We start from the raw sequence: 19755 nt of genomic DNA, 5'->3' as shown, positions 1-19755 counted from the left end.
GCCTCCGGGGTCGAAGGCACGGGGAGAACGTAATGCGAAAACTGATCGACAGTCAATGGAAGTGCAATGCATCGATGCCGTGAGGTGGCCCCGGGCCGGGCTCGGCACGGATGTACGGTGCGGTCAGACCGGTTCGAGCCGTTGGACGAGGTCCTCGAAGCGCTTCTGGGCCAGCGGTGCCAGTGCCTCGGAGATGCTCAGGAACATCGCCCGTGCCTCGGCGCGTGGAAACGACGGGGGTAGGAACTCGACCGGCAGGTCAGGGTCGGCCCCCACCAGCGCCCGCCAGTCGCTCACCAACTCGGTACGCGCGACGAGCGCCTCCGCCGCCGGCACCCCACCGGCCTCGGCCCGACCGGCCAGGTCGCGGTAGCGGCGCAGGAAGTCCCGGTACCCGGCGGCCACCTCGTCGATCCGCCAGGCAGCCTCCAGCCGCGCCCTGCCGTCCGGCAGCAGCTCAAGGTCCGTGGAGCGCAACAGCACCGCGTCGGTGACGCCGAGTTCGCTGAGTTGCTCGCGTGCCTCGTGGAGCCGGTCGTGCGGGGTGACCCAGGTGGCGTCGTACAGCGGCCAGAACGTCAACCAGCGCAACCGGGCCCGGATCAGCCGCCGCTGGTTCGCGTCCTCCAGCGGCACGGTGAACGCGATGAGCGTCCAACTGCCGTCCCAGGTGCTCCCGTCGGTGGTGGCGAAGATGCGCTGGGCACCCCGCTGAAGGATGTGCCAGGCCGGCTCGGTCAACCGGTAGCTGGTCCGTCGGCCCTGCTTGGTCCGGCGCAGCATGCCCCGCTGGGTCAGCCGGGCGAGCGTGGCGCGGGCGTTGGCGGGCGCGATGCCGAACTCCGCGAGGACCGCTACCAGACCCCCGGACGGCAGTGGAGCACGACCGGCGTGCCAGTGATCTCCGAGCAGGGTCACCAGCAGACGCTGGGCGCGGGCCCGCCCGACCGCCGTCCGCTCCGACGGCGAACCCGGCGGCGACAACTCGCCCAGCGCGTCGCTCACCACGACGACGCACCGGTGGCGTTTCGGTCGGTGCGGGGCTGACCAGAGCGCATCAACACCCGGTCACGCTACTGCGCCAGGTGACCGGGCGGTACCGCCTCACCCGACCGGCCGGTCCGCCAGCTCACGCCGGCGGGCCGGGCGCCGTCCGTCACTTCTCGCTGTCGAGCAGCGCCATCATCGGGGCTGCGTACCGCTCCCCGGCGGCGGAACCACGCGGCACCGCCTGCTCGATCTCGTCGAGCAGGGCCTGATCGAGGGTCAGCTCGGCGGCGGCCAGGGACTCGGCCAGGCGGGTACGGCGACGCGCGCCGACCAGCGGCACCACGTCCGTGCCCTGTGCGGCGACCCAGGCGATCGCCACCTGGCTGGTGGTCGCGTCCAACCGCTTGGCTACCCGGCCCAGCGCGTCGACCAGGCGCAGGTTGGCCTGTAGGTTCTCACCCTGGAACCGGGGGCTGCCGGCCCGGAAGTCGGTGCCGGTGAGCTGACGGTCGGGCTGCCAGTGCCCGCTCAGCAGGCCCCGGGAGAGCACACCGTACGCGGTCAGACCGATGCCCAGCTCGCGCAGCGTCGGAAGGATGGACGTCTCGGGGCCTCGGGACAGCAGCGAATACTCGATCTGCAAATCGCTGATCGGTGCCACCGCCGCCGCCCGGCGGATGGTCTCCGAGCCCACCTCGGAGAGGCCGATGTGCCGGATCCAGCCGGCCTCCTGCATCTCCCGCAGGGCACCGATGGTCTCCTCCACCGGGATCTGGGGATTGAGCCGTGACGGGCGGTAGATGTCGATGTAGTCGGTTCCGAGTCGGCGCAGCGAGTATGCCAACCGGTCCTTCACGGCTGGCCCTGATACGTCGTACGGCACGGGCTGGAAGGCGCCGTCGGGGGTGCGGCGGGAGCCGAACTTGACGCTGAGCACCACGTCTTCCCGAGAACGTTCCTTGAGGGCCCGCCCGATCAGCATCTCGTTGTGCCCTGACCCGTAGAAGTCCCCGGTGTCGATCAGGTTGATCCCGGCGTCCAGCGCGGCGTGCAGCGTCGCGAGGCTCTCGGCCTCGTCAGCGGGGCCGTACAGGTCCGACATGCCCATCGCGCCGAGGCCGAGGGCGGAGACCGTCGGGCCGGTCGTGCCGAGCGTGCGTCGCTCAATGGTCGTCATCTTGTCCATCCTCCACAGGTGGTTCCTTACCGGCAGCCGATCGCTGCTGTATACACTACGTCCATATAACTCTCTCGGAGACACTGTGTCCATATGAGTGGAGGGGCAGTGAGCCAGCCCACGTCGGAAGCCGGCGAGCCGCGCCAGCGCGGTCGCGGTCGCCGCCCGGCAGACCAGGTGCGTCAGGAGATACTCGCGGCGGCCGGAAATCTCCTCCTGGAGGAGGGCATGGCCGGATTCACCATCGAGAAGGTTGCCGCGCGCGCCGGTGCCAGCCGAATGACGATCTACAAGTGGTGGCCGTCCAAGGGCGCCCTCGCCCTGGACGGCTACTTCGCCGTGGTCGCGCCCACGCTGGCCTTTCCCGACACCGGGGACATCGTCGCCGACCTGACCAGCCAGCTCGTCGCGTTCGTCCACCTGATGAACGACACCACCGCCGGGCGGGTGATCAGTCAGCTCATCGCCCAGTCGCAGACCGACTCCGACCTGGCCGCCGCCTACCGTCAGCGTTACTCCGGGCCTCGTCGGGCGCTCGGGGTGGAAACCCTCAACCGGGCGGTGTCACGGGGACAGTTGCGGGCCGACATCGATCCGGAGTCCGTCATCGATCAACTCTGGGGAGCCTGCTATCACCGCCTGCTCATCCCGGACCAGCCGCTCACCGAGGAGTTCGTCCGGACACTTGTGGACAACCTCATCCGCGGCCTTCGCTGACGCCCAGCGTCCCACGGGGCGACATCGGCCTCACCCGGCCGACCGCTGTGACCCGTACGAGGTGCCGAGCGATCGGGAGATGGTCCGGCCGGCCGCCTGGACCAGCGGCGCCAGCGCCACCGGGTCCGCCCGGTGCTGCGCGACCACGAGTGAGATCGCGGCGACCACCGCGCCCTCCGGTCCGCAGATCGGCGCGGCGACCGAGAGGGCGTCCATGGTGACCTGCCGGTCGCTTACCGCGTACCCGGTGCGCCGCACCTCGGCCAGACCTCGGCGCAGCCGGCCGGGATCGGTGATGGTCAGCGGGGTGTACCGCTCCAACGGCGCGGCCAGCACCTGCTCCTGAACCTCGGCCGGCGCGTACGCCAGCAGCACCAGACCGACGCCGGTGGCGTGCAACGCGAAGCGGCCACCGACCCGGGTGAGCACCGGCACCGCGTGCCGACCGGCGATCCGTTCGATGAAGACGAGTTCGACGTCCTGCCGGACGGCGAGCTGGACGTTCTCGTGGGTCACCTCGTACAGGTCCTCCATGGTCGGCAGCGCCAGCTCGCGCAGTCCGAGCCCCCGGGGAGCGAGCGAACCCACCTCCCACAGCCGCAACCCGATCCGGTACCGCCCGTCGTCGCCGCGCTCCAACGCGCCCCAGGCGACCAGCTCGGCGACCCGGCGGGACGCGGTGGGCAACGGCAGTTCGGCCCGCCGGGCCAGCTCGCTGAGGGTCAGCGCCGGGCTGGCCGGGGTGAACGCGTCGAGCAGGGCCAGCACCTTGCTGGTGACCGACCGTCCGGGTTGTGCGTCCACCCCGCCATCATGCCGATCCCGGCCCGCCGGTCACAGCTCCAGCGTCAGCCGGGGAGTGACCGACCGGGAAACGCAGATCATCATGGTGTCGCCGGCGGCCCGTTCCGCCTCGGTGAGCAGGCTGTCCCGATGCTCCGGCACGCCGTCCAGCACGCCTGTCTCGCAGGTGCCGCAGGTGCCCTCCCGGCACGAGGAGAGCACCTGCACACCGGCCGCCTCCACCGCCTCCAGGATCGACGTGCCCGGCGGCACGGTAAGCGTCCGGCCGCTGAGAGTGAGTTCGACCTCGACGGCGGCGTCCACGGCCTCGGTGGGGGCCAGCGGGGTGAAGCGCTCGACGTGCAGGGCCCCGGGAGGCCAGGTCCGGCAGCGCTGCTCCACCGCCGCGATCAACGACTCCGGCCCACAGCAGTAGACCAGCCCGTCGACCGGCTGTCCCAGCAGGTCGTCCAGGTCGAGCAGGCCGGCCTCGTCCTGCGGATACAGGCCCACCCGATCGCCGTACTTCTCCCGCAGGGCGTCGGCGAAGGCCATCGTGGCGCGGCTGCGCCCGCCGTACACCAGCCGCCAGTCGGCGCCGGCGGCGTCGGCGGCGGCGACCATCGGCCTGATCGGGGTGATGCCGATGCCACCGGCGACGAAGAGGTAGCGCGGCGCCGCCACCAGCGGGAAGTTGTTCCGTGGGCCACGCACCCGGACGGTCGCGCCCGGGGTGAGCCGCTCGTGCACGTGCCGCGAGCCGCCGCGCCCCTCCGCCTCCAGTTGCACCGCGACCCGCAGGGTGGCGCGGTCGGCCGGGTCGCCGCAGAGCGAGTACTGGCGCACCAGCCCCGGCCCGAGTTCCAGGTCGAGGTGGGCACCCGGGGTCCAGGCGGACAGGTCGCCGCCGTCGGGGCGGCACAGGCTCAGCACGGCGACACCCGTCGCCGCCGGGTCCCGGTCGGTCACCACCAGCTCCGCGCCGGCCAGGTCGTCGTCGGTCATGCCGGCACCGCCGACCGGGTCGGTGCGGCGTGCGGGGTCGGTGCGACCGCCTCCGGCGGCTGATGACCGTACGGGTGAGCGAGCAGCCACTCCCACAGCTCGACCGGTTCCTCGGCGACCCGCTCGGCACCGCAGTGGCAGATTCCGCGCAGCGTGTCGGTGCCCGGCATCCAGTGGATCCGGTAGATCCGGTCGCCGGTGAGCATGCTGGCCGGCTCGGTCATCGGGGCGCCCCCACCGTCCCCGCCTCGACCATCCGGGCGATCAGACGGCGAGCGGCGAGCCCGCCGGTGTCAATGTTGATGCTGAGTTCCTGGTACTTGTCCGGCTCGGAGGCGATCACCTGCTCCAGGATGTTCAGCGCCGTCACGTCCTGCATGACAACGGTGCGGTTGCTCTGGTGCAGGTACTCGCTCACCGACTCGTCGTCGGTGGCGAAGTCCCGGGCCACCGCCCAGAAGTCGTAGGTGGTGTTCTCCGTCGACGGCGTGATGGCGTACACGATCTCGGCGTGGAAGGCGTCGCTGTCCTCGCCCTCGGCCGGCGGGTAGAGGCCCTGCGGCGCGATCCGGCTGTGCAGCAGGTACAGGCACGGCGGGTGGTACTCGATGTCCTGCCAGCGGGTGATCCGGCCCTGGATGCCTGTCGACTTCGCGTAGAACGGTGGGCACTCGGCGTCGTCCATGTGCCGGCTGACGTAGACGATGCCGCGTTCCTCGTCCACCTCGGTGGTGATCGGCGTGTTCGCCACCTCCGGCGTGCCGATGTAGCCGCCGTGCAGGTAGGTCTCGTGGGACAGGTCCATCAGGTTGTCCACCAGCAGGCTGTACCGCGCGTTCAGCGGCTCCATCCCGCGGACGACCGCGTACCGGGGGTCGTCCAGCCAGGGCGCGCGGGGAATGGTGGCCGGGTCGGCCCGGTCCCGGTCGCCGATCCACACCCAGATCAGCGAATCCTGCTCCACCACCGGGTACGCGGCGACCCGCGCGGTACGCGGGATCCGTTGCTGGCCCGGCACGAAGACGCAGGTGCCGGTCTGGTCGTAGGTGAAGCCGTGGTAGCCGCAGACGATGGTGTCGCCGTCGAGGCGGCTCTCCGACAGCGGGTAGCGACGGTGCACGCACCTGTCGGCGAGCGCCACGGCCTCCCCGGACTCGGTGCGGTAGAGGACCAGCGGCTCACCGAGCACGGTGCGGGCGAGCAGATCCCGCCCGACCTCGTTGCTGTAGGCCGTCACGTACCACTGGTTGCGGGCGAACGCCATGGTGACCCAACCTCTCTCGGGACGGGAGCGGGGTGCAGCCGGATGATCCCGTGACCCGACCGCTGATCGGCAGCGTCTATTTCACTCAGTGAAAGGCCGTGCGGCCTTTCGCCGGTCGCCGCGACGCTGCGATGATCGGCGGCGTGACGGGGGTCGAGGAACCAGTGCGTACCGATGCAGCTCCCCGCCCGGCCGAGGGCGGGCTGGGGGGCCGGTTCTGGCGGCTCTGGTCCGCGTCGGCGGTGTCCAACCTGGCCGACGGGATCGTCAAGATCGCGCTGCCGCTGGTCGCCGTCGGCTACAGCCGCTCACCGCTGCTGGTGGCCGGGGTCGCCGCCGCGTACAGCCTGCCCTGGCTGCTGTTCGCGCTGCCGGCCGGCGCCCTCGCCGACCGGCTCGACCGGCGGCGGGTGATGCTCGCCGCCAACACCCTGCGCGCGGCGCTCATCGGCGCGCTGGCCCTGGCGGCGGCCTTCGACGCCGGGTCGATCTGGCTGCTCTACCTGGTGGCGCTCGGCCTCGGCATCGCCGAGACCCTCTACGACACCTCAGCCCAGTCGATCCTGCCGCAGGTGGTCACCCGCGACCAGCTGCCCCGGGCCAACGGCCGGCTCGCCGCCGTGGAACTGGCCGCCAACCAGTTCATCGGCCCGCCACTCGCCGGCTTCCTGATCGCCGCCGGGGTGGCCCTGGCGCTCGCCGGGCCGGCGGTGCTGTGGGCGCTGGCGGTCGCCGCGCTGCTCCTGGTCGCCGGCCGGTTCCGGATCGAGCGCGACGAGCCGACGACGATGCGCGCCGACATCGCCGAAGGGCTACGTTTCCTGTGGCGGCACCGGCTGCTGCGCACCCTGGCCACCATGGTCGGGACCAGCAACTTCATCACCAGCGGCATCTTCGCCGTGCTGGTGCTCTACGCGGTCGGCCCGGACTCGGCCATCGGCCTCACCGAGCCCGGCTACGGGCTGCTGCTCACCACCATCGCCGCCGGCATCGTGCTCGGCTCGGTGGCCACCGCCAAGATCGAAGAACGGCTCGGGCGGTCCCGCACCCTGGCGCTCTCCGTGCTGGCGATGGCCGCCGTCGTCGGCGTACCGGCGCTGAGCACCAACCCGTTCGTGATCGGCACGGTCTTCTTCGTGGGTGGGCTCCTGCTGGCCACCTGGAACGTCATCACCATCTCGCTACGCCAGCGGATCACCCCGGACCGGCTGCTCGGCCGGGTCAACAGCGGCTACCGGATGCTGGCCTGGGGAAGCATGCCGGCCGGCGCACTGGTCGGGGGTCTGCTGGCCGAGGCGTTCGGCCTCCGCGCGGTCTTCGCCATTCTGGGGTCGCTGACGCTGACCCTGCTGCTCGGCATGTTCGTCGTCACCGACGCCAACATCGACGCCGCCGAGAGAGACGCCACCGAACGCGACGCCGCGACCTGATCGCACCGGCACAGCCATCCTTGGCCTTCGTGGCATGACGATGTGAATGAGGGGTTCTCGGGTGTCGCTCACCGGCTGGTTGGCCTGTCCGCAGTGCGCCACGTGTATGGCACTGGGCACCGCGTACCGGCTGGGCGACCAGCGGATCGGCTATTTCCAGGACGGTTACACCGCCAACTCCGGCCAGCCGGAGTTGACCCGGGCGTTGTGGAAGTTCCTGGCCGACCACGCCACGCACCCCCTGCGGGTGCTGCTGCCCGATACTCCGGGCTACGACGACCTGAACCAGTTCCGGGAAATCGGCGGCGACGAGCGGGGCACCGTTTCCCTTGCTGATTACCTCGATGGGTGGCCCGGCTGAATCCAGGCCCACCACCTCACCGTGCGGCACGGCAACCATGACAAGTGCCAGCCGGAGTCAGTGGCCTGCGGATAGGACAATAACGGGGAAGTTGTCGCCTCGAAGCGAACGGAGACGACAACAACAGGGAAGTTGCACGCCTAGCCAAGCGCCACGCCCAGGGCCGCAGAGGGCGAAGACAACCAGCAGCGACGGCAACCCAAGACGGAGCGCGACCTGTCGTCCGGTGGCGGACTGTAAAGCCGCTGGCAGTCAGGGGTACCGTCGGTGGTGGCGTGGTTGCCGGTTGTCGTACTCGCTGCCTGCCGAAGCTGATCGTTGGTCGAGAGGATCGTTGTGCCTCGCCGAGCCATTCCTGCTGACCCGTCGGTGGGTGAGCGCATCCGGGCCCGGCGCGAGTTGCGGGGCTGGAGCATCCGGTACGCCGCGAGTCGCGCGGGTATATCGCATACGACCTGGTCACGTATCGAGCGCGGGGTGCAGCGCACGGACCGGTACATGGTGGTCGATCTGGCGGCGGCCCTGGAATGTTCGGTCTTCGATCTCACCGGCCAGCCCTATACACCGGCTGATCGACAGCTTGACGGCGCGCGTATCGACGCCGAGCGGGTGTGGCGGGCGATGATGGCGCATCCGTTCGATGGGCCGCCGATCGTCGGGGCTGCCACTGTGGAGCAGGTGGCTCGGGAATCGGCACTGGTGCGGGATCTGTACGGCCGGTGCGACTACGCCGGGGCCCTGCGCCGGCTGGTGGACCTCCTTCCCGCCCTGCACGGCGTGACTGATCAGCGGTCGGCGTACCGGTTGATGGTGCCGGTGTACGGGGTGGCGATGGGCTCGCTGCTGAACGTCGGCTACTCGGCCCACGCCTGGTTGGCGGCGGAGCGTTCGGCGGAGGCTGCGCACCTGCTTGATGATCCGGTTGCGGTGGGGGTGGCGGCGGCGAATCGGGCGAGGGTGTCGGCATACACCGGCGCGTACGGCCCGGCCCGGACGTACTGCGATCTGGCCGGAGCGGATCTGGAAGGCAGCGGCGCGGACACCGCCTCGGATGTGCTCGGTTTCCTGCACCTGGCCCGCGCGCTTCACCTCGCTGGTATGAAGGATCAGGCTGCCGCCGAGGATCACCTCGACGAGGCGGCGCGGATCGCCGCGCACACCGGGGAGACGACGAGCTGGGACCTGTTGTGGGGCCCGAGCAACGTGGCGTTGTGGCGGATGGCCTACCTGCTCGACACCGGACGTCCGCAGGAGGCGTTAAGGGCGGCTGCCCGGGTGGCGGTCGGGGATCTGCCGGCGGTGCGGCAGGTGTACTACTGGCTGGACATGGCCCGCGCGATGGTGGCGGCTGATCGGGAGCGAGACGCGGTGCGGATGCTGCTGGCAGCCGAGCGGGTCGGTGCCCAACACACCCGGTCATCGACGGCGGCGCGGGAGGTCGCGCGTGGGCTGCTGCGCCGAGGACTGGTCTCCACGGAACTGCGGGGCCTGTGCGAGCGCATGGGAGTCTCCGCCCAGTAGTGGTGCGTAGGTGTGCCATCACGCACCGTGCCGTTCATAGCGTTCCGTTTAGGACACGACGGCAGGAAGCACCCGCTGCGCCGACTGTGTCCGTCGGGTGGCGGCGTCAACCCGAGCGCGACGCCTGACAGTCGCGCTGCCGTCGCCACCCGCCAACCCGTGACGAGGGAGGCGGAACCTGTGGCGATCTGGTCCGAGCTGCGCGACATCATGCGGTGGTTACTTCGGCGGGCCGACTCACCCCGCCGCCTGGAACGGGTCAGCGCCACCAAGCCGCCGAGCAGGCAGTGGCGCAGCAGCGGTTGCTCGACCAGGCTAAGCGCTTGCGCGACACGCAGTGGCATCGCGAGCCGATCCAGACAACGCCGTACGCGCCGACGATGCGGGATCAGCGCACGACTTGGAGCCACCGGTGAGCCCAGAGCGGGCAGGTGCTCCTGACGTGTTGCCAGCGAGTAGCCGGCGCGTCTCGTACGACGAGTACCTGTCGGCCACCGCGCTGACCCTCGCCCGCCGACATCGGCCAGTGTGGTCCTGGCAGCGCTGGCGGCGCAACTGTCGCTGTGGTGCCGAACTGCCGTGCCGTGCCCGGCACCGGATTCCGATCAATCGGGGGCGCTGGCCGCAGGAGGATGAGCAGTGACCGGCGGCCTGGAGCAGACGGTCCTCGCGGTGCACGTCCGAGGGCTCGACGGCATGTGCGCCGGCTGCCGGGCGTGGTGGTCGCGGTTGGCACCGTACCCCTGCTGGCAGGTGGACTGGGCGACAAGCCGGCAGGCCCGCGCGAGCGTCGCCCGGTTCCTGGACGGTGTGCGGTGACCACCCACGGGCCGGTCCTGCCTATCTGGAGCTGCGGCGGCTGCGACCTGCCCTGGCCGTGTCCGACCCGGAGGCGGGAGCTGCGCGCGGAGTATGCGGGCGCTCCGGTGTCGCTTGCCCTCTACCTCGGCGGCTATCTCGTGCAGGCCGCCGAGGACATGCCCTGGGCACCCGCCGGCGCGCTGCACCGCCGCTTCATCGGCTGGACCAGGCAGCCACCGGCAGGCCGGAAGACGTCGGATGGCACCTGATCCGACCAGTCCTGAACGATGTTTCCGGGGCCGGATCGGGGGCGGTGATCTGGCGCATCGCCGGCAGGGTGTAGGTCGGCGGGACTGAGGGTCACCTACCGGAGTGCGTCTCGACGGTTCACGTCACGTCGTCAAAGCTCCCGGCGTAGGAGGTGGTGTGGCGACCATGGCGCGTAGCGCGGCCAGGAGGAGTCCCTGCTCGTCAACAGGTAGACCAAACCGGGCACGCGAGAGTTGGGTGGCGTACGGCGCGAGGGCGTCGAGGTCGGCATGTTGTTGCCGCGCCTCCGCATTCAATGCGGCGTCGGGGTCGAAGTCGCTGTCGTCGTCACCGGTGTAGTCCTCGGACGCCAGTTCCATGCGGTAGTCGACGGCGTCGATGGCCCGGCCTGCGACGTGTACGGCGAAGGCCGGCTCCGCGTGGAGGTAGCATTCCGCCGCGTAGAGAATCGCTGCGGCCGGGTCATCGTCGGCGTCATCCGGGCCGTCCTGCCCCTCGTTATGGTAGTACTCGCTGATGTAGAACTCGCCGAGGGTGACGGCGATTGGCTTGAAGGCCGTCTGATCGCCGGCGGCAGCACGCCACACCAGGTCGAGCAGGGGTCGCAGGCTCTGTGTGAACGGCAGCCCTTGCGGGTTTAGCCGCATAAGCCGCTCCGCTGTGATAGCGGCGAACGCCACGGCCGTACCAGCGTCGACCGCCAGCAACCGCGACCGCACCTGCTCGTTGAGGGTCTGCCAATCCGTCATACCAACCTCCGAACACCGGTGGGTAACGATACGAGCGGGGCACCGGCCCGGGTGCGACGACCCGGACCGTGAACCGCCAGCGCACACCTTTGGCACGTGGACCTGCTCGCTGGGGCTGAAGCCACTACCCGCCTTCGTTGCCCTTCTTCCATTCAGCCGCCGCTACCTTCCACGCCATCCAGTGCAAAAACTGCCCGTCGGACGGCCGCCGTACGACCGAGCGTTCTCGACGCTGACCGCCGCCCGCAGGGCGATCGCGGGAAATGATGCCGGCGTCCATGCGGATGCTGCCCACCGGCACACCGAACAGGCGAGCCGCACCGGCACGGACCAACGCCAGCCCCTGCCAGGTCGTAAAGGTCCAGCCACCGCGAACGCAGACGACAAGAACAGGGAAGTTGTCGCCTCGGAGCGCCCGTAGACGACAACAACAGGGAAGTTGCTCTCACGCTCAGCCAAGCGCCCGGTTGCCGCCCGACGGCCGACCTACGCAGGCCCTCACTCGCCATGTCCGCTCGTCACGTCCCGTTGCGGAGTGAACAAGGCCACGCGCCGTGCTGAGTTGGTCGTTTCGTTCGCATCCTCACGGGAAGTCGCCACGTATGTCGTCTGACCCTGGCGCTCCCGCCCGGCGCAACCTGGAGCGCGCGCGACGGTCGATCCAGCAGATCCACGAGGCTGCCGTCCGGCACCGCGACCCGGCCCTGCACGACCTGGCCGACGAAATCAGTGAGATTGCCATGACGTTGGGCCACGACGCCGGCCCGGTCCAGGATTGGCGGCCGTGCCCGGTCTGCGGAGCGCAGCCCGGGTCGCACTGCGCGAGGTTGCCGGGGCACGAGATGGTCAACGACATGCACCCTGAACGGACCAGCCTCTAGTTTCGGGAACGGCGTGGCCTGTCGCTTCGATCCCCTGGGCAGCTAGCTCGTCGGAGCAGGAGCCATCCCCCTCAGGGTGGGCTGACCAGCGACAGCACCATCCCTACCCCCGGCCCGCGTCAGTCGAACAGGACTACCGTGCGGGCGCCTTCGCCCCGGGCCATCCGGGCCAGCGCCTCCGGTGCGTCGTCGAGGGTGACCCGGTCGGTGACCAGGAAGTCCAGGTCGAGGGTGCCGTCGAGCACCGCGCGGGCCAGCTCGGGCACGTCGCGGTCCGGGTCGGAGGAGCCGTACACCGAGGAACGCAGGGTGCGGGCGGAGTGGAAGATCTCCAGGGCGCTGAGGGCGACCATGTCGTCCTTGCCGCCCATGCCGACCACGATGACCTGCCCGCCGCGTCGGGTGGCTCGCCAGGCGGCGCGGATGGTGGCGGCCCGGCCGACGCATTCGACCGCGTGGTCGACGCCCCGGCCGTCGGTGAGCGCCCGTACCGCGCGGCTGAGGGTGTCGTCGGCGAGCAGGAAGTCGGTGGCACCGGCGGCATGCGCCAGCGCGGCCTTGGCGGGGGCGACGTCGACGGCGATGACGCGGGCGGCACCTGCCGCGCGGGCGGCGGCGACCGCGGAGAGGCCGACGCCGCCGAGGCCGATGACGGCGACCGAGTCGCCGGGACGGACGTCGGCGGTACGGCGGATCGCGCCGACGCCGGTGAGCACCGCGCAGCCGAGCAGCGCGGCGGTGGGGAAGGGCAGTTCCGGCGGTACGGCGACCACGGCCTGCTGCGGCACCACCACCTGCTCGGCGAGCGCCCCGAGGCCGAGGGTGACGTGCAGCGGCTCGCCGTCGATGGTGTGCCCGACGGTGGCGGCCGGGGTGCCGGAGCGTTCGCAGAGCCACGGCTCGCCGTGCCCGCAGTACCAGCAGACCCGGCACGGGGGAGCCCAGTCGAGCACCACGTGGTCACCGACCGCGACCCGGTCGACGTCGTCGCCGACGGCGACCACCACGCCCGCGGCCTCGTGGCCGAGCAGCAGCGGGTACGGCGCGGCGATGGTGCCGTCGACCATGGACAGGTCGGAGTGGCAGACGCCGGCCGCCCGGACCGCCACCCGCACCTGCCCGGGGCCGGTGGCGGGCAGCTCGACAGGTTCCACCCGGGGCGGTGCGCCGACGCCCCGGACCACCAGGCCCCTCACCGTTGGATCGCCTTCACTTCGCAGAACTCCTCCAGCCCGTGCACGCCCAGCTCACGGCCGACGCCGGACTGCTTGTAGCCGCCGAACGGGGCGAGCGGGTTGAACGGTGCGCCGTTGATGTCGACGGCGCCGGTGCGCAGCCGGCGGGCTACCCGAAGCGCCCGCTCCTCGTCGCCGGACCAGACCGCGCCGGCCAGGCCGTAGCGGGAGTTGTTGGCGACCCGCACCGCGTGGTCGTCGTCGTCGACGGGGATGACCGCGAGGACCGGCCCGAAGACCTCCTCCTGCGCGAGGGCGCTGTCGGGGTCGACGTCGGCGATGACGGTGGGGGCGACGAACCAGCCCCGCTGCGGCACCGGGGCGTCGGGGCCGCCGGCCACCAGCCGGCCGCCGTCGGCCAGGCCCCGGGTGATGTGGTCGCGCACCCGGTCCCGCTGGGCTGCGGAGACCAGCGGGCCGAGGCGGGTGGCCGGGTCGAGCGGGTCACCGAGCTGGTAGCCGTCGGTCGCCTTGGCGGCCAGGTCGAGGGCCTCGTCGTAGCGGTCCCGGTGCACCAGCATCCGCGTCCAGGCGGTGCAGGTCTGGCCCGAGTTGAGGAAGGCGTTGCCGACGCCCACCTTGACCGCGCTGGCCAGGTCGGCGTCGTCGAGGACCACGTTCGCCGACTTGCCGCCCAGCTCCAGCGACACCCGGGCGATCCGGTCGGCGGCCAGGTGCGTGATCCGCCGGCCGGTGGCGGTGGAGCCGGTGAAGGAGACCAGGTCCACGCCGGGGTGGCCGGCGAGCGCCTCGCCGACCACCGGCCCGGTGCCGGTGACCAGGTTGACCACGCCGGGCGGCAGGCCGGCCTCGTCGATGGCGTCGAAGAGCAGGTACGCGGTCAGCGGGGTCAGTTCGCTCGGCTTCAGCACCAGCGTGCAACCGGCAGCCAGGGCGGGCGCCAGCTTGGCGACGATCTGGTGCAGCGGATAGTTCCACGGGGTGATCGCGCCGACCACACCGACGGGTTCGCGTACCACAAGGGAGTTGCCCACTGTCTGCGGCGCGGGCGGGTGCGCGGCCAGGTCGACGTAGGTGCCCAGGACGGTGAGCGGCAGCCCGGCCTGGACCCGGGTGGCGACCTTGAGCGGGGTGCCGAGTTCCGCGGCGACGGTGTGCGCGATGTCGTCGGCGCGGGTGGTCAGGGCGGCGTGCAGCCGGTCGAGGTGGGCGGCCCGGTCGGCGGGGTCGGTCGCCGCCCAGCCCTCGAAGGCGGCCCGGGCGGCGGTCACGGCCCGGTCGACGTCGCCGGCCGTGCCGGCCGGGACGGTGCCGATGACCTCCTCGGTCGTCGGGTTGTGCACCTCCAGCGGCTGCCCGCTCTCGGCACGCACCCAGCGTCCGTCGAGGTAGAAGTCGGTCCGTACGGATTCCATGGGCTCCTCACCTCGACTAAAACTAGCGGTGCAAGTTTGGACTCTAGTACGCCGGGCCGGCCGGCGGGAGGGGTGGCAGCGGGCCGACGACGCGTTCGTAGGTGTGCGACAGCCCGTCGATTAGTGCTTCCAGGCCCAGGGTGAAGGCGCCCTCGTCGACCTGGTGCTGGTGCTCGGCGAGGCGGTGGGCCTGGCTCAGGTGCGGGTACTGCTCCGCGTAGAGCCCCGGATCCTTCAGGAAGCCCTGGGCGAAGGAACTGAGCGCGGAACCCATCACGAAGTAGCGCATCAGCGCGCCGATGTGCGTCGCCCGGGCAGGTGGCCAACCCGCCGCGACCAGCCCGCCGTAGACGGCGTCGGCCATCGCCAGGGCCGCCGGGCGTCGGCCCGGGCCCTGGGCCAGGTGCGGCACGATGTTCGGATGGGCGGCGAGAGCGGCCCGGTAGGAGTGGCCCCAGCGGCGCAGCGCCTCCCGCCAGTCCACCTCGGCGAAGAACGACACGTCGACCTGGCCGGTGATGCTGTCCGCGACCGCGTCGAGGATCTCGTCCTTGGTGCCGAAGTGGTTGTACAGCGAGGGTCCGCGCACGCCGAGCGCGGCGGCGAGCCGGCGGGTGGAGAACGCGTCGAGCCCGTCGGCGTCGATCAACGCGGCGGCGGCCTCGACGATCCGCTCCCTGCTGAGCAGGGCTTGTCGCGGCCGGGGCATGGGTGTCCTCCTTCGGGTGGGTGGCTCGCCGGGAACTTTGCCACACCGGGGTCTGGACAGCTTAAAACTTGCACCGCTAGTTTACTGCCATGGACCTTCACCTCTCCGCCGAGCAGGTCGCGGTCCGTTCGCTCGCCGCCGACTTCGTCAACCGCGAGGTGGTGCCGCACGCGGCGGCCTGGGACCGGCGCGAGGCGGTCGACCCCGGCATCGTCGGCAAGCTCGGCGAGGTCGGCTTCCTCGGCCTCACCATCGCCGAGGAGTACGGCGGATCCGGCGGCGACCACCTCGCGTACTGCCTGGTGCTTGAGGAACTCGGCCGGGGTGACTCCGCCGTCCGGGGCATCGTGTCGGTCTCGCTCGGCCTGGTCGCCAAGTCGATCGCCACCCACGGCACCCCGGAGCAGCGCGAACGGTGGCTGCCCGCGCTCTGCTCCGGCACCGCGCTCGGCTGCTTCGCGCTCACCGAACCGGACAGCGGCTCGGACGCGGCGGCGCTGACCACCCGCGCCGTGCGTGACGGCGACGACTGGCTGCTGACCGGCCGCAAGACGTTCATCACCAACGGCACCACCGCCGACGTGGCGCTGCTCTTCGCCCGTACCGGACCGGGCCACCGGGGGATCACCGCGTTCCTGGTGCCGACCGACAGCCCCGGCCTGACCCGGTCGGAGATCAAGGGCAAGCTGGGCCTGCGCGGGCAGGCCACCGCCGAACTCGTCCTCGACGCCGTCCGGGTGCCCGACACCGCCCGTCTCGGCGACTGCGGTGCCGGCTTCAAGCTGGCGCTGGGCACCCTCGCCAAGGGCCGGATGTCGGTCGCCGCCGGCTGCGTCGGCATCGCGCAGGGCTGCCTGGACGCCGCCGTCGGCTACGCCGGAACGCGTACGCAGTTCGGCAAGCCGATCGCCGGGCACCAGCTCGTGCAGCAGCTGCTCGCCGGCATCGCGGTCGACACCGCTGCCGCGCGGCTGCTGGTCTGGCGGGTCGCCGACCTGATCGACCGGGGCCAGCCGTTCGCCACCGAAGCGTCGATGGCGAAGCTGTTCGCCAGCGAGGCCGCCGTCCGCGCGGCCAACGACGCCATCCAGGTCTTCGGCGGGTACGGCTACATCGACGAGTACCCGGTCGGCAAGTACCTGCGCGACGCCCGCGTCGCCACCCTCTACGAGGGCACCAGCCAGATCCAACAGTTACTCATCGGGCGGGCGCTCACCGGCGTCAACGCCTTCTGAATTCGGGAGAGGAACCGTGAGCACATGGACTTCGGGCTGTCCGACGAGGAACGGGCCATCCGCGACACCGCCCGCGACTTCATCACCCGCGAGGTCATGCCGCTGGAGCAGGAGCTGCTGCGCCGCGAGCGGGCCCACCAGCCCGGCCTGGAACGCTCCGAGCTGAGGGAGTTGCAGCTCAAGGCCCGCAAGTTCGGCTTCTGGGGGTTGGCCACGCCAGCGGAGTACGGCGGCATGGACCTGCCGGCCGTCGTCCAGTCGCTGATCTGGACGGAGATCGGCCGCACCTTCGTGCCGTTCCGCTTCGGCGGCGAGGCGGACAACATCCTCTTCCACGCCACCGAGGAACAGCGGCAGGAGTTCCTGCTGCCAACCATCGAGGGGGAGCGGAACTCCTGCTTCGCCATCACCGAGCCGGGCGCCGGCTCCGACGCCGCGAACATCCGGTTCCGGGCCCGCCGCGACGGCGACGACTGGATCCTCAACGGCGAGAAGACCTTCATCACCGGCGGCAACGAGGCGGACTTCGCCATCGTCATCGCGGTCACCAACCCCGAGCGCGGGGCCCGCAACGGCGGGGCGACCGCGTTCCTGGTGGACCGGGCGATGGGCTGGCGGTCGGAGTTCATCCCCACCATGGGCGAGGGCGGGCCCGCCTCGCTGTTCTTCGACGACGTACGGGTGCCGAACCGCAACATCCTCGGCGAGGTCGGGCAGGGCTTCACCCTGGCCATGCAGTGGATCGGCAAGGGGCGCTACACCATCCCCTCGCACGCCGTCGGCATCGCCGAACGCGCGCTGCGGATGGCCATCGACCACGCCAACACCCGGGAGACCTTCGGGGCCAGGATCGGCACCAACCAGGCCATCCAGTGGATGATCGCCGACTCGGAGACCGAACTTGAGGCGGCCCGCTGGCTCATCCTGCGCGCCGCCTGGACGGTCGACGCCGGTCTGGACCCGAGGCACGCCTCCTCGATGGCGAAGCTCTACGGCGCCGGGATGGTCAACCGGGTGGTCGACCGGGTCATGCAGATCCACGGCGGGATGGGCTACACCCGCGAGCTGCCGATCGAACGCTGGTACCGGCAGGTGCGGCTGTACCGGATCTTCGAGGGCACCGACGAGATGCAGCGACTGATCATTTCCCGTGACCTGCTGCGCGGGTACACGAAGCTCGGAGGGCATCTGGGATGAGGCGCTTCGCCAGCATCGACGAGTTGGCCGGCGCGGTCGGCGAGCGACTCGGGCCGGGCCCGTGGTTTCCCATCGACCAGCGCCGGGTCGACAGGTTCGCCGACGCCACCGACGACCACCAGTGGATCCACCTCGACCAGGAGCGGGCGGCGGCCGGGCCGTACGGCGGCACCATCGCCCACGGCTACCTGACGCTCGCCCTGCTGCCCGCGCTGGTCGGCCGCCTGTACCGGGTGGACGGGGTGCGGATGGGGGTCAACTACGGCCTCAACCGGGTCCGTTTCCCCGCACCGGTACGCGTCGGCAGCTCGGTGCGGGTCGTCGCCACGATCGACCAGGTCAGCCCGTTCGACGGCGGGGCGCAGCTGGTGGCCACGGCGACCGTGGACGGCGACGGTGGCGGCAAGCCGGTCTGCGTGGCCGAGACGGTGAGCCGGTTGTACGTGGACCCGCCCCGATGACCGCGCTCTCCCCGGCGACCGTGCTGGCCGGTTCCGCCGACCGGCACGCCGACACCGTCGCCGTCGTCGACGGCCGGGTCCGCGTCACGTACGCCGAGTTGTGGTTGGAGGCCCGCTGCTACGGCGCCGGGCTGCGGGCCGCCGGGGTCCGCGACGGCGACGCGGTGGCCCTGCTCGCGCCGAACGTGGTGGATTTCCCCCGGGTCTACTACGGCGCTCTCGCCGCCGGTGCGGTAGTCCTACCGGTCGGCGTTCCGGTCGGTCCGCACGCCGACCATCTGGCCCGGGAGGCGAGGCTGCTGGTCTGCCACACCTCGCAACTGGCGGCTGGGCGGCGGCTCAGTGCGCGGGCCGGCGTACCGCTGCTCACCGTCGGCCCGGCCCGGGGCCTGTCCGGCGTACCCCGGTTGGAAGATCTCTGTGACACCCCACCCGGCGGCGCCGCCACGCTCGCGGACCTCGACGTCGACCCGGCCGCCGAGCCGGACGGCACCGACGTGGTGCTCGGCTGCCTGCCGCTGGGCGGCCGGTTCGGCCGGGCGGTCGCCCTGACCGGCACCTTCCGGGCGGGGGCGACCCTGGTGCTGCTGAGCCGCTTCACCGGCCCGGCGGCGCTTGACCTCATGCTGCGGGAGGAGGTCACCGTCTTCCACGGCACGGCGGCGATGTACGCGGCCCTGCTCGACGCGGCCCGGGGCCGCCGGGCGTTGCCCCGGCTGCGTCGCTGCGTGAGCCGGGCACCGCTGCCGCCGTCCCTGCGGCAGCGCTTCGTCATCACCTTCGACACGGTCGTCCACGTGGCCGAGGGGGAGCGCGACTCGCCTACGTCGGGCCGACCCGCCGGCGCGGCGCGCCCGGCCCGGCGGCTGCGCTCGCGTCGGCTGGGCTGCCCCGACGAGCGGTACCGGCGGGGGCCTGAAAGCTAGCGCGGTGGCCCGAAGTGGTCGCCGGGCGGGTCGGATCCGACCCGGCGAACGACGTGGTTCCGATCGCCGTGCGGGGCCGTCCGACGCCCTCGCCTACGATTCGCCCATGACCGGAAACGAGCCGGTGACGGCGGAGGTGCGGCTGCGCCCGATGACGGCGGACGACGCCGACCGGGTACTGGAGATCTACCAGGCCGGGCTGGACGGCGGAAACGCGAGCTTCGAGACCGTCGCGCCGTCCTGGGCCGACTTCGACGCCGGCCGGCTGTCGGCGCACCGGCTGGTGGCGGTCGACGGGGACGGGACGCTCATCGGCTGGATCGCCGTGTCGCCGACCTCTGCCCGGGCGGTCTACGCCGGGGTGGTGGAGCACTCCGTCTACGTCGACCCGGTCGCCCAGGGCCGGGGCGTGGCCCGGCTGCTGCTCGACGCGCTGGTCGAGTCGACCGACGCGGCGGGCATCTGGACGATCCAGTCCGGCGTCTTCCCGGAGAACACCGCCAGCCTGGCGCTGCACCGGCGGGCCGGTTTCCGGGTGGTCGGCACCCGCGAGCGGGTGGGCCGCCACCACGGCCGCTGGCGCGACGTCGTCCTGCTGGAGCGCCGCAGTCCGGTGGTGGACTGAACCGTGTCGGCGGGGACCGGCGAGCCGCCGGCCCCCGCCTGC

The 19755-nt window shown here is 71.6% G+C and carries 22 protein-coding genes and 1 pseudogene; 12 read left to right on the top strand and 11 right to left on the bottom strand.

All coding sequences use genetic code 11. The features are described from left to right. Nucleotides 1–123: 123 nt before the first annotated feature. Both KBX50_RS10955 and KBX50_RS10950 read right to left on the bottom strand, forming a co-directional pair. Complete coding sequence (locus KBX50_RS10955) at nt 124–1005, bottom strand: PaaX family transcriptional regulator C-terminal domain-containing protein (protein ID WP_210936793.1); 882 nt, start codon at nt 1003–1005, stop codon at nt 124–126. Nucleotides 1006–1156: 151 nt separating this feature from the next. Continuing rightward, nucleotides 1157–2167 carry an aldo/keto reductase gene (locus tag KBX50_RS10950; protein ID WP_210936791.1) on the bottom strand — a complete coding sequence of 337 codons (1011 nt, stop codon included), beginning with the start codon at nt 2165–2167 and terminating at the stop codon, nt 1157–1159. Nucleotides 2168–2275: 108 nt separating this feature from the next. Between KBX50_RS10950 and KBX50_RS10945 the strand changes: the two genes are divergently transcribed. Further along, nucleotides 2276–2884 (top strand): TetR/AcrR family transcriptional regulator, encoded by a 609-nt coding sequence (locus KBX50_RS10945; protein WP_307870911.1) that lies wholly within the window; start codon nt 2276–2278, stop codon nt 2882–2884. A gap of 30 nt (nt 2885–2914) precedes the next feature. On the opposite strand, the gene KBX50_RS10940 is transcribed toward KBX50_RS10945, so the two are convergent. From KBX50_RS10940 to KBX50_RS10925, 4 genes are read right to left on the bottom strand one after another with little or no spacing between them, the layout of a single operon-like run. Further along, nucleotides 2915–3688, bottom strand: coding sequence for an IclR family transcriptional regulator (locus tag KBX50_RS10940; RefSeq protein ID WP_210936787.1), 774 nt, complete (start codon nt 3686–3688; stop codon nt 2915–2917). Nucleotides 3689–3718: 30 nt separating this feature from the next. Then, complete coding sequence (locus KBX50_RS10935; RefSeq protein WP_247673482.1) at nt 3719–4672, bottom strand: PDR/VanB family oxidoreductase; 954 nt, start codon at nt 4670–4672, stop codon at nt 3719–3721. Continuing rightward, complete coding sequence (locus KBX50_RS10930; RefSeq protein WP_210936785.1) at nt 4669–4896, bottom strand: hypothetical protein; 228 nt, start codon at nt 4894–4896, stop codon at nt 4669–4671. The genes KBX50_RS10935 and KBX50_RS10930 overlap by 4 nt, the downstream gene beginning before the upstream one ends. Next, on the bottom strand, nt 4893–5936 hold the full coding sequence (locus KBX50_RS10925; RefSeq protein WP_210936783.1) for an aromatic ring-hydroxylating dioxygenase subunit alpha: 1044 nt from the start codon (nt 5934–5936) through the stop codon (nt 4893–4895). Before KBX50_RS10925 ends, KBX50_RS10930 begins: the two co-directional genes overlap by 4 nt. 143 nt (nt 5937–6079) lie before the next feature. On the opposite strand from KBX50_RS10925, the gene KBX50_RS10920 reads away from it, so the two are divergent. The 5 genes and pseudogenes from KBX50_RS10920 to KBX50_RS10895 all read left to right on the top strand — a co-directional run bounded on the left by KBX50_RS10920 (nt 6080) and on the right by KBX50_RS10895 (nt 10318). Further along, nucleotides 6080–7366 (top strand): MFS transporter, encoded by a 1287-nt coding sequence (locus tag KBX50_RS10920; RefSeq protein WP_307870910.1) that lies wholly within the window; start codon nt 6080–6082, stop codon nt 7364–7366. Nucleotides 7367–7412: 46 nt separating this feature from the next. After that, nucleotides 7413–7727, top strand: a complete 315-nt coding sequence (locus tag KBX50_RS10915; protein ID WP_210936781.1) for a hypothetical protein — start codon at nt 7413–7415, stop codon at nt 7725–7727. A gap of 369 nt (nt 7728–8096) precedes the next feature. After that, nucleotides 8097–9248 (top strand): helix-turn-helix domain-containing protein, encoded by a 1152-nt coding sequence (locus KBX50_RS10910; RefSeq protein ID WP_210936779.1) that lies wholly within the window; start codon nt 8097–8099, stop codon nt 9246–9248. Nucleotides 9249–9719: 471 nt separating this feature from the next. Next, nucleotides 9720–10067 (top strand): annotated as a pseudogene (locus tag KBX50_RS33545) (hypothetical protein); the annotation flags it as partial. Further along, complete coding sequence (locus KBX50_RS10895) at nt 10064–10318, top strand: hypothetical protein (RefSeq protein WP_210936773.1); 255 nt, start codon at nt 10064–10066, stop codon at nt 10316–10318. The pseudogene KBX50_RS33545 and the gene KBX50_RS10895, both read left to right, overlap by 4 nt. Nucleotides 10319–10441: 123 nt before the next feature. On the opposite strand, the gene KBX50_RS10890 is transcribed toward KBX50_RS10895, so the two are convergent. Both KBX50_RS10890 and KBX50_RS10885 read right to left on the bottom strand, forming a co-directional pair. Then, complete coding sequence (locus KBX50_RS10890; RefSeq protein ID WP_210936771.1) at nt 10442–11068, bottom strand: hypothetical protein; 627 nt, start codon at nt 11066–11068, stop codon at nt 10442–10444. 124 nt (nt 11069–11192) lie between these two features. Further along, nucleotides 11193–11363, bottom strand: a complete 171-nt coding sequence (locus KBX50_RS10885) for a hypothetical protein (RefSeq protein ID WP_210936768.1) — start codon at nt 11361–11363, stop codon at nt 11193–11195. Nucleotides 11364–11670: 307 nt separating this feature from the next. On the opposite strand from KBX50_RS10885, the gene KBX50_RS10880 reads away from it, so the two are divergent. Beyond that, nucleotides 11671–11949 carry a hypothetical protein gene (locus KBX50_RS10880; protein ID WP_210936766.1) on the top strand — a complete coding sequence of 93 codons (279 nt, stop codon included), beginning with the start codon at nt 11671–11673 and terminating at the stop codon, nt 11947–11949. Between the two features lie 119 nt (nt 11950–12068). On the opposite strand, the gene KBX50_RS10875 is transcribed toward KBX50_RS10880, so the two are convergent. From KBX50_RS10875 to KBX50_RS10865, 3 genes are read right to left on the bottom strand one after another with little or no spacing between them, the layout of a single operon-like run. Next, a complete protein-coding gene (locus KBX50_RS10875; RefSeq protein WP_210936764.1) occupies nt 12069–13145 on the bottom strand; it encodes an alcohol dehydrogenase catalytic domain-containing protein in 1077 nt (358 codons plus the stop codon). After that, nucleotides 13142–14560 (bottom strand): aldehyde dehydrogenase family protein, encoded by a 1419-nt coding sequence (locus tag KBX50_RS10870; protein WP_210936762.1) that lies wholly within the window; start codon nt 14558–14560, stop codon nt 13142–13144. Before KBX50_RS10870 ends, KBX50_RS10875 begins: the two co-directional genes overlap by 4 nt. Before the next feature lie 43 nt (nt 14561–14603). Beyond that, nucleotides 14604–15269 carry a TetR/AcrR family transcriptional regulator gene (locus tag KBX50_RS10865; protein WP_210936760.1) on the bottom strand — a complete coding sequence of 222 codons (666 nt, stop codon included), beginning with the start codon at nt 15267–15269 and terminating at the stop codon, nt 14604–14606. A gap of 89 nt (nt 15270–15358) precedes the next feature. Between KBX50_RS10865 and KBX50_RS10860 the strand changes: the two genes are divergently transcribed. From KBX50_RS10860 to KBX50_RS10840, 5 genes are all read left to right on the top strand, one after another. Next, on the top strand, nt 15359–16504 hold the full coding sequence (locus KBX50_RS10860; RefSeq protein WP_210936758.1) for an acyl-CoA dehydrogenase family protein: 1146 nt from the start codon (nt 15359–15361) through the stop codon (nt 16502–16504). Nucleotides 16505–16528: 24 nt separating this feature from the next. Continuing rightward, the gene (locus tag KBX50_RS10855; protein WP_210936756.1) at nt 16529–17701 is read left to right on the top strand and encodes an acyl-CoA dehydrogenase family protein; all 1173 of its coding nucleotides are present in this window, start codon (nt 16529–16531) and stop codon (nt 17699–17701) included. Then, entirely contained in the window at nt 17698–18162 is a 465-nt protein-coding gene (locus KBX50_RS10850; RefSeq protein ID WP_210936754.1) for a MaoC family dehydratase, read from the top strand. The genes KBX50_RS10855 and KBX50_RS10850 overlap by 4 nt, the downstream gene beginning before the upstream one ends. Beyond that, nucleotides 18159–19088: an AMP-binding protein gene (locus KBX50_RS10845; RefSeq protein ID WP_210936752.1), complete on the top strand. Its 930-nt coding sequence runs from the start codon at nt 18159–18161 to the stop codon at nt 19086–19088. The genes KBX50_RS10850 and KBX50_RS10845 overlap by 4 nt, the downstream gene beginning before the upstream one ends. Nucleotides 19089–19194: 106 nt before the next feature. Next, nucleotides 19195–19713 carry a GNAT family N-acetyltransferase gene (locus tag KBX50_RS10840; protein ID WP_210936750.1) on the top strand — a complete coding sequence of 173 codons (519 nt, stop codon included), beginning with the start codon at nt 19195–19197 and terminating at the stop codon, nt 19711–19713. Nucleotides 19714–19755 lie beyond the last annotated feature (42 nt).

This window comes from Micromonospora sp. C51, assembly GCF_018070435.1.
Lineage (GTDB): Bacteria > Actinomycetota > Actinomycetes > Mycobacteriales > Micromonosporaceae > Micromonospora > Micromonospora sediminimaris.
This window is presented reverse-complemented; position numbering and strand designations above follow the sequence as displayed.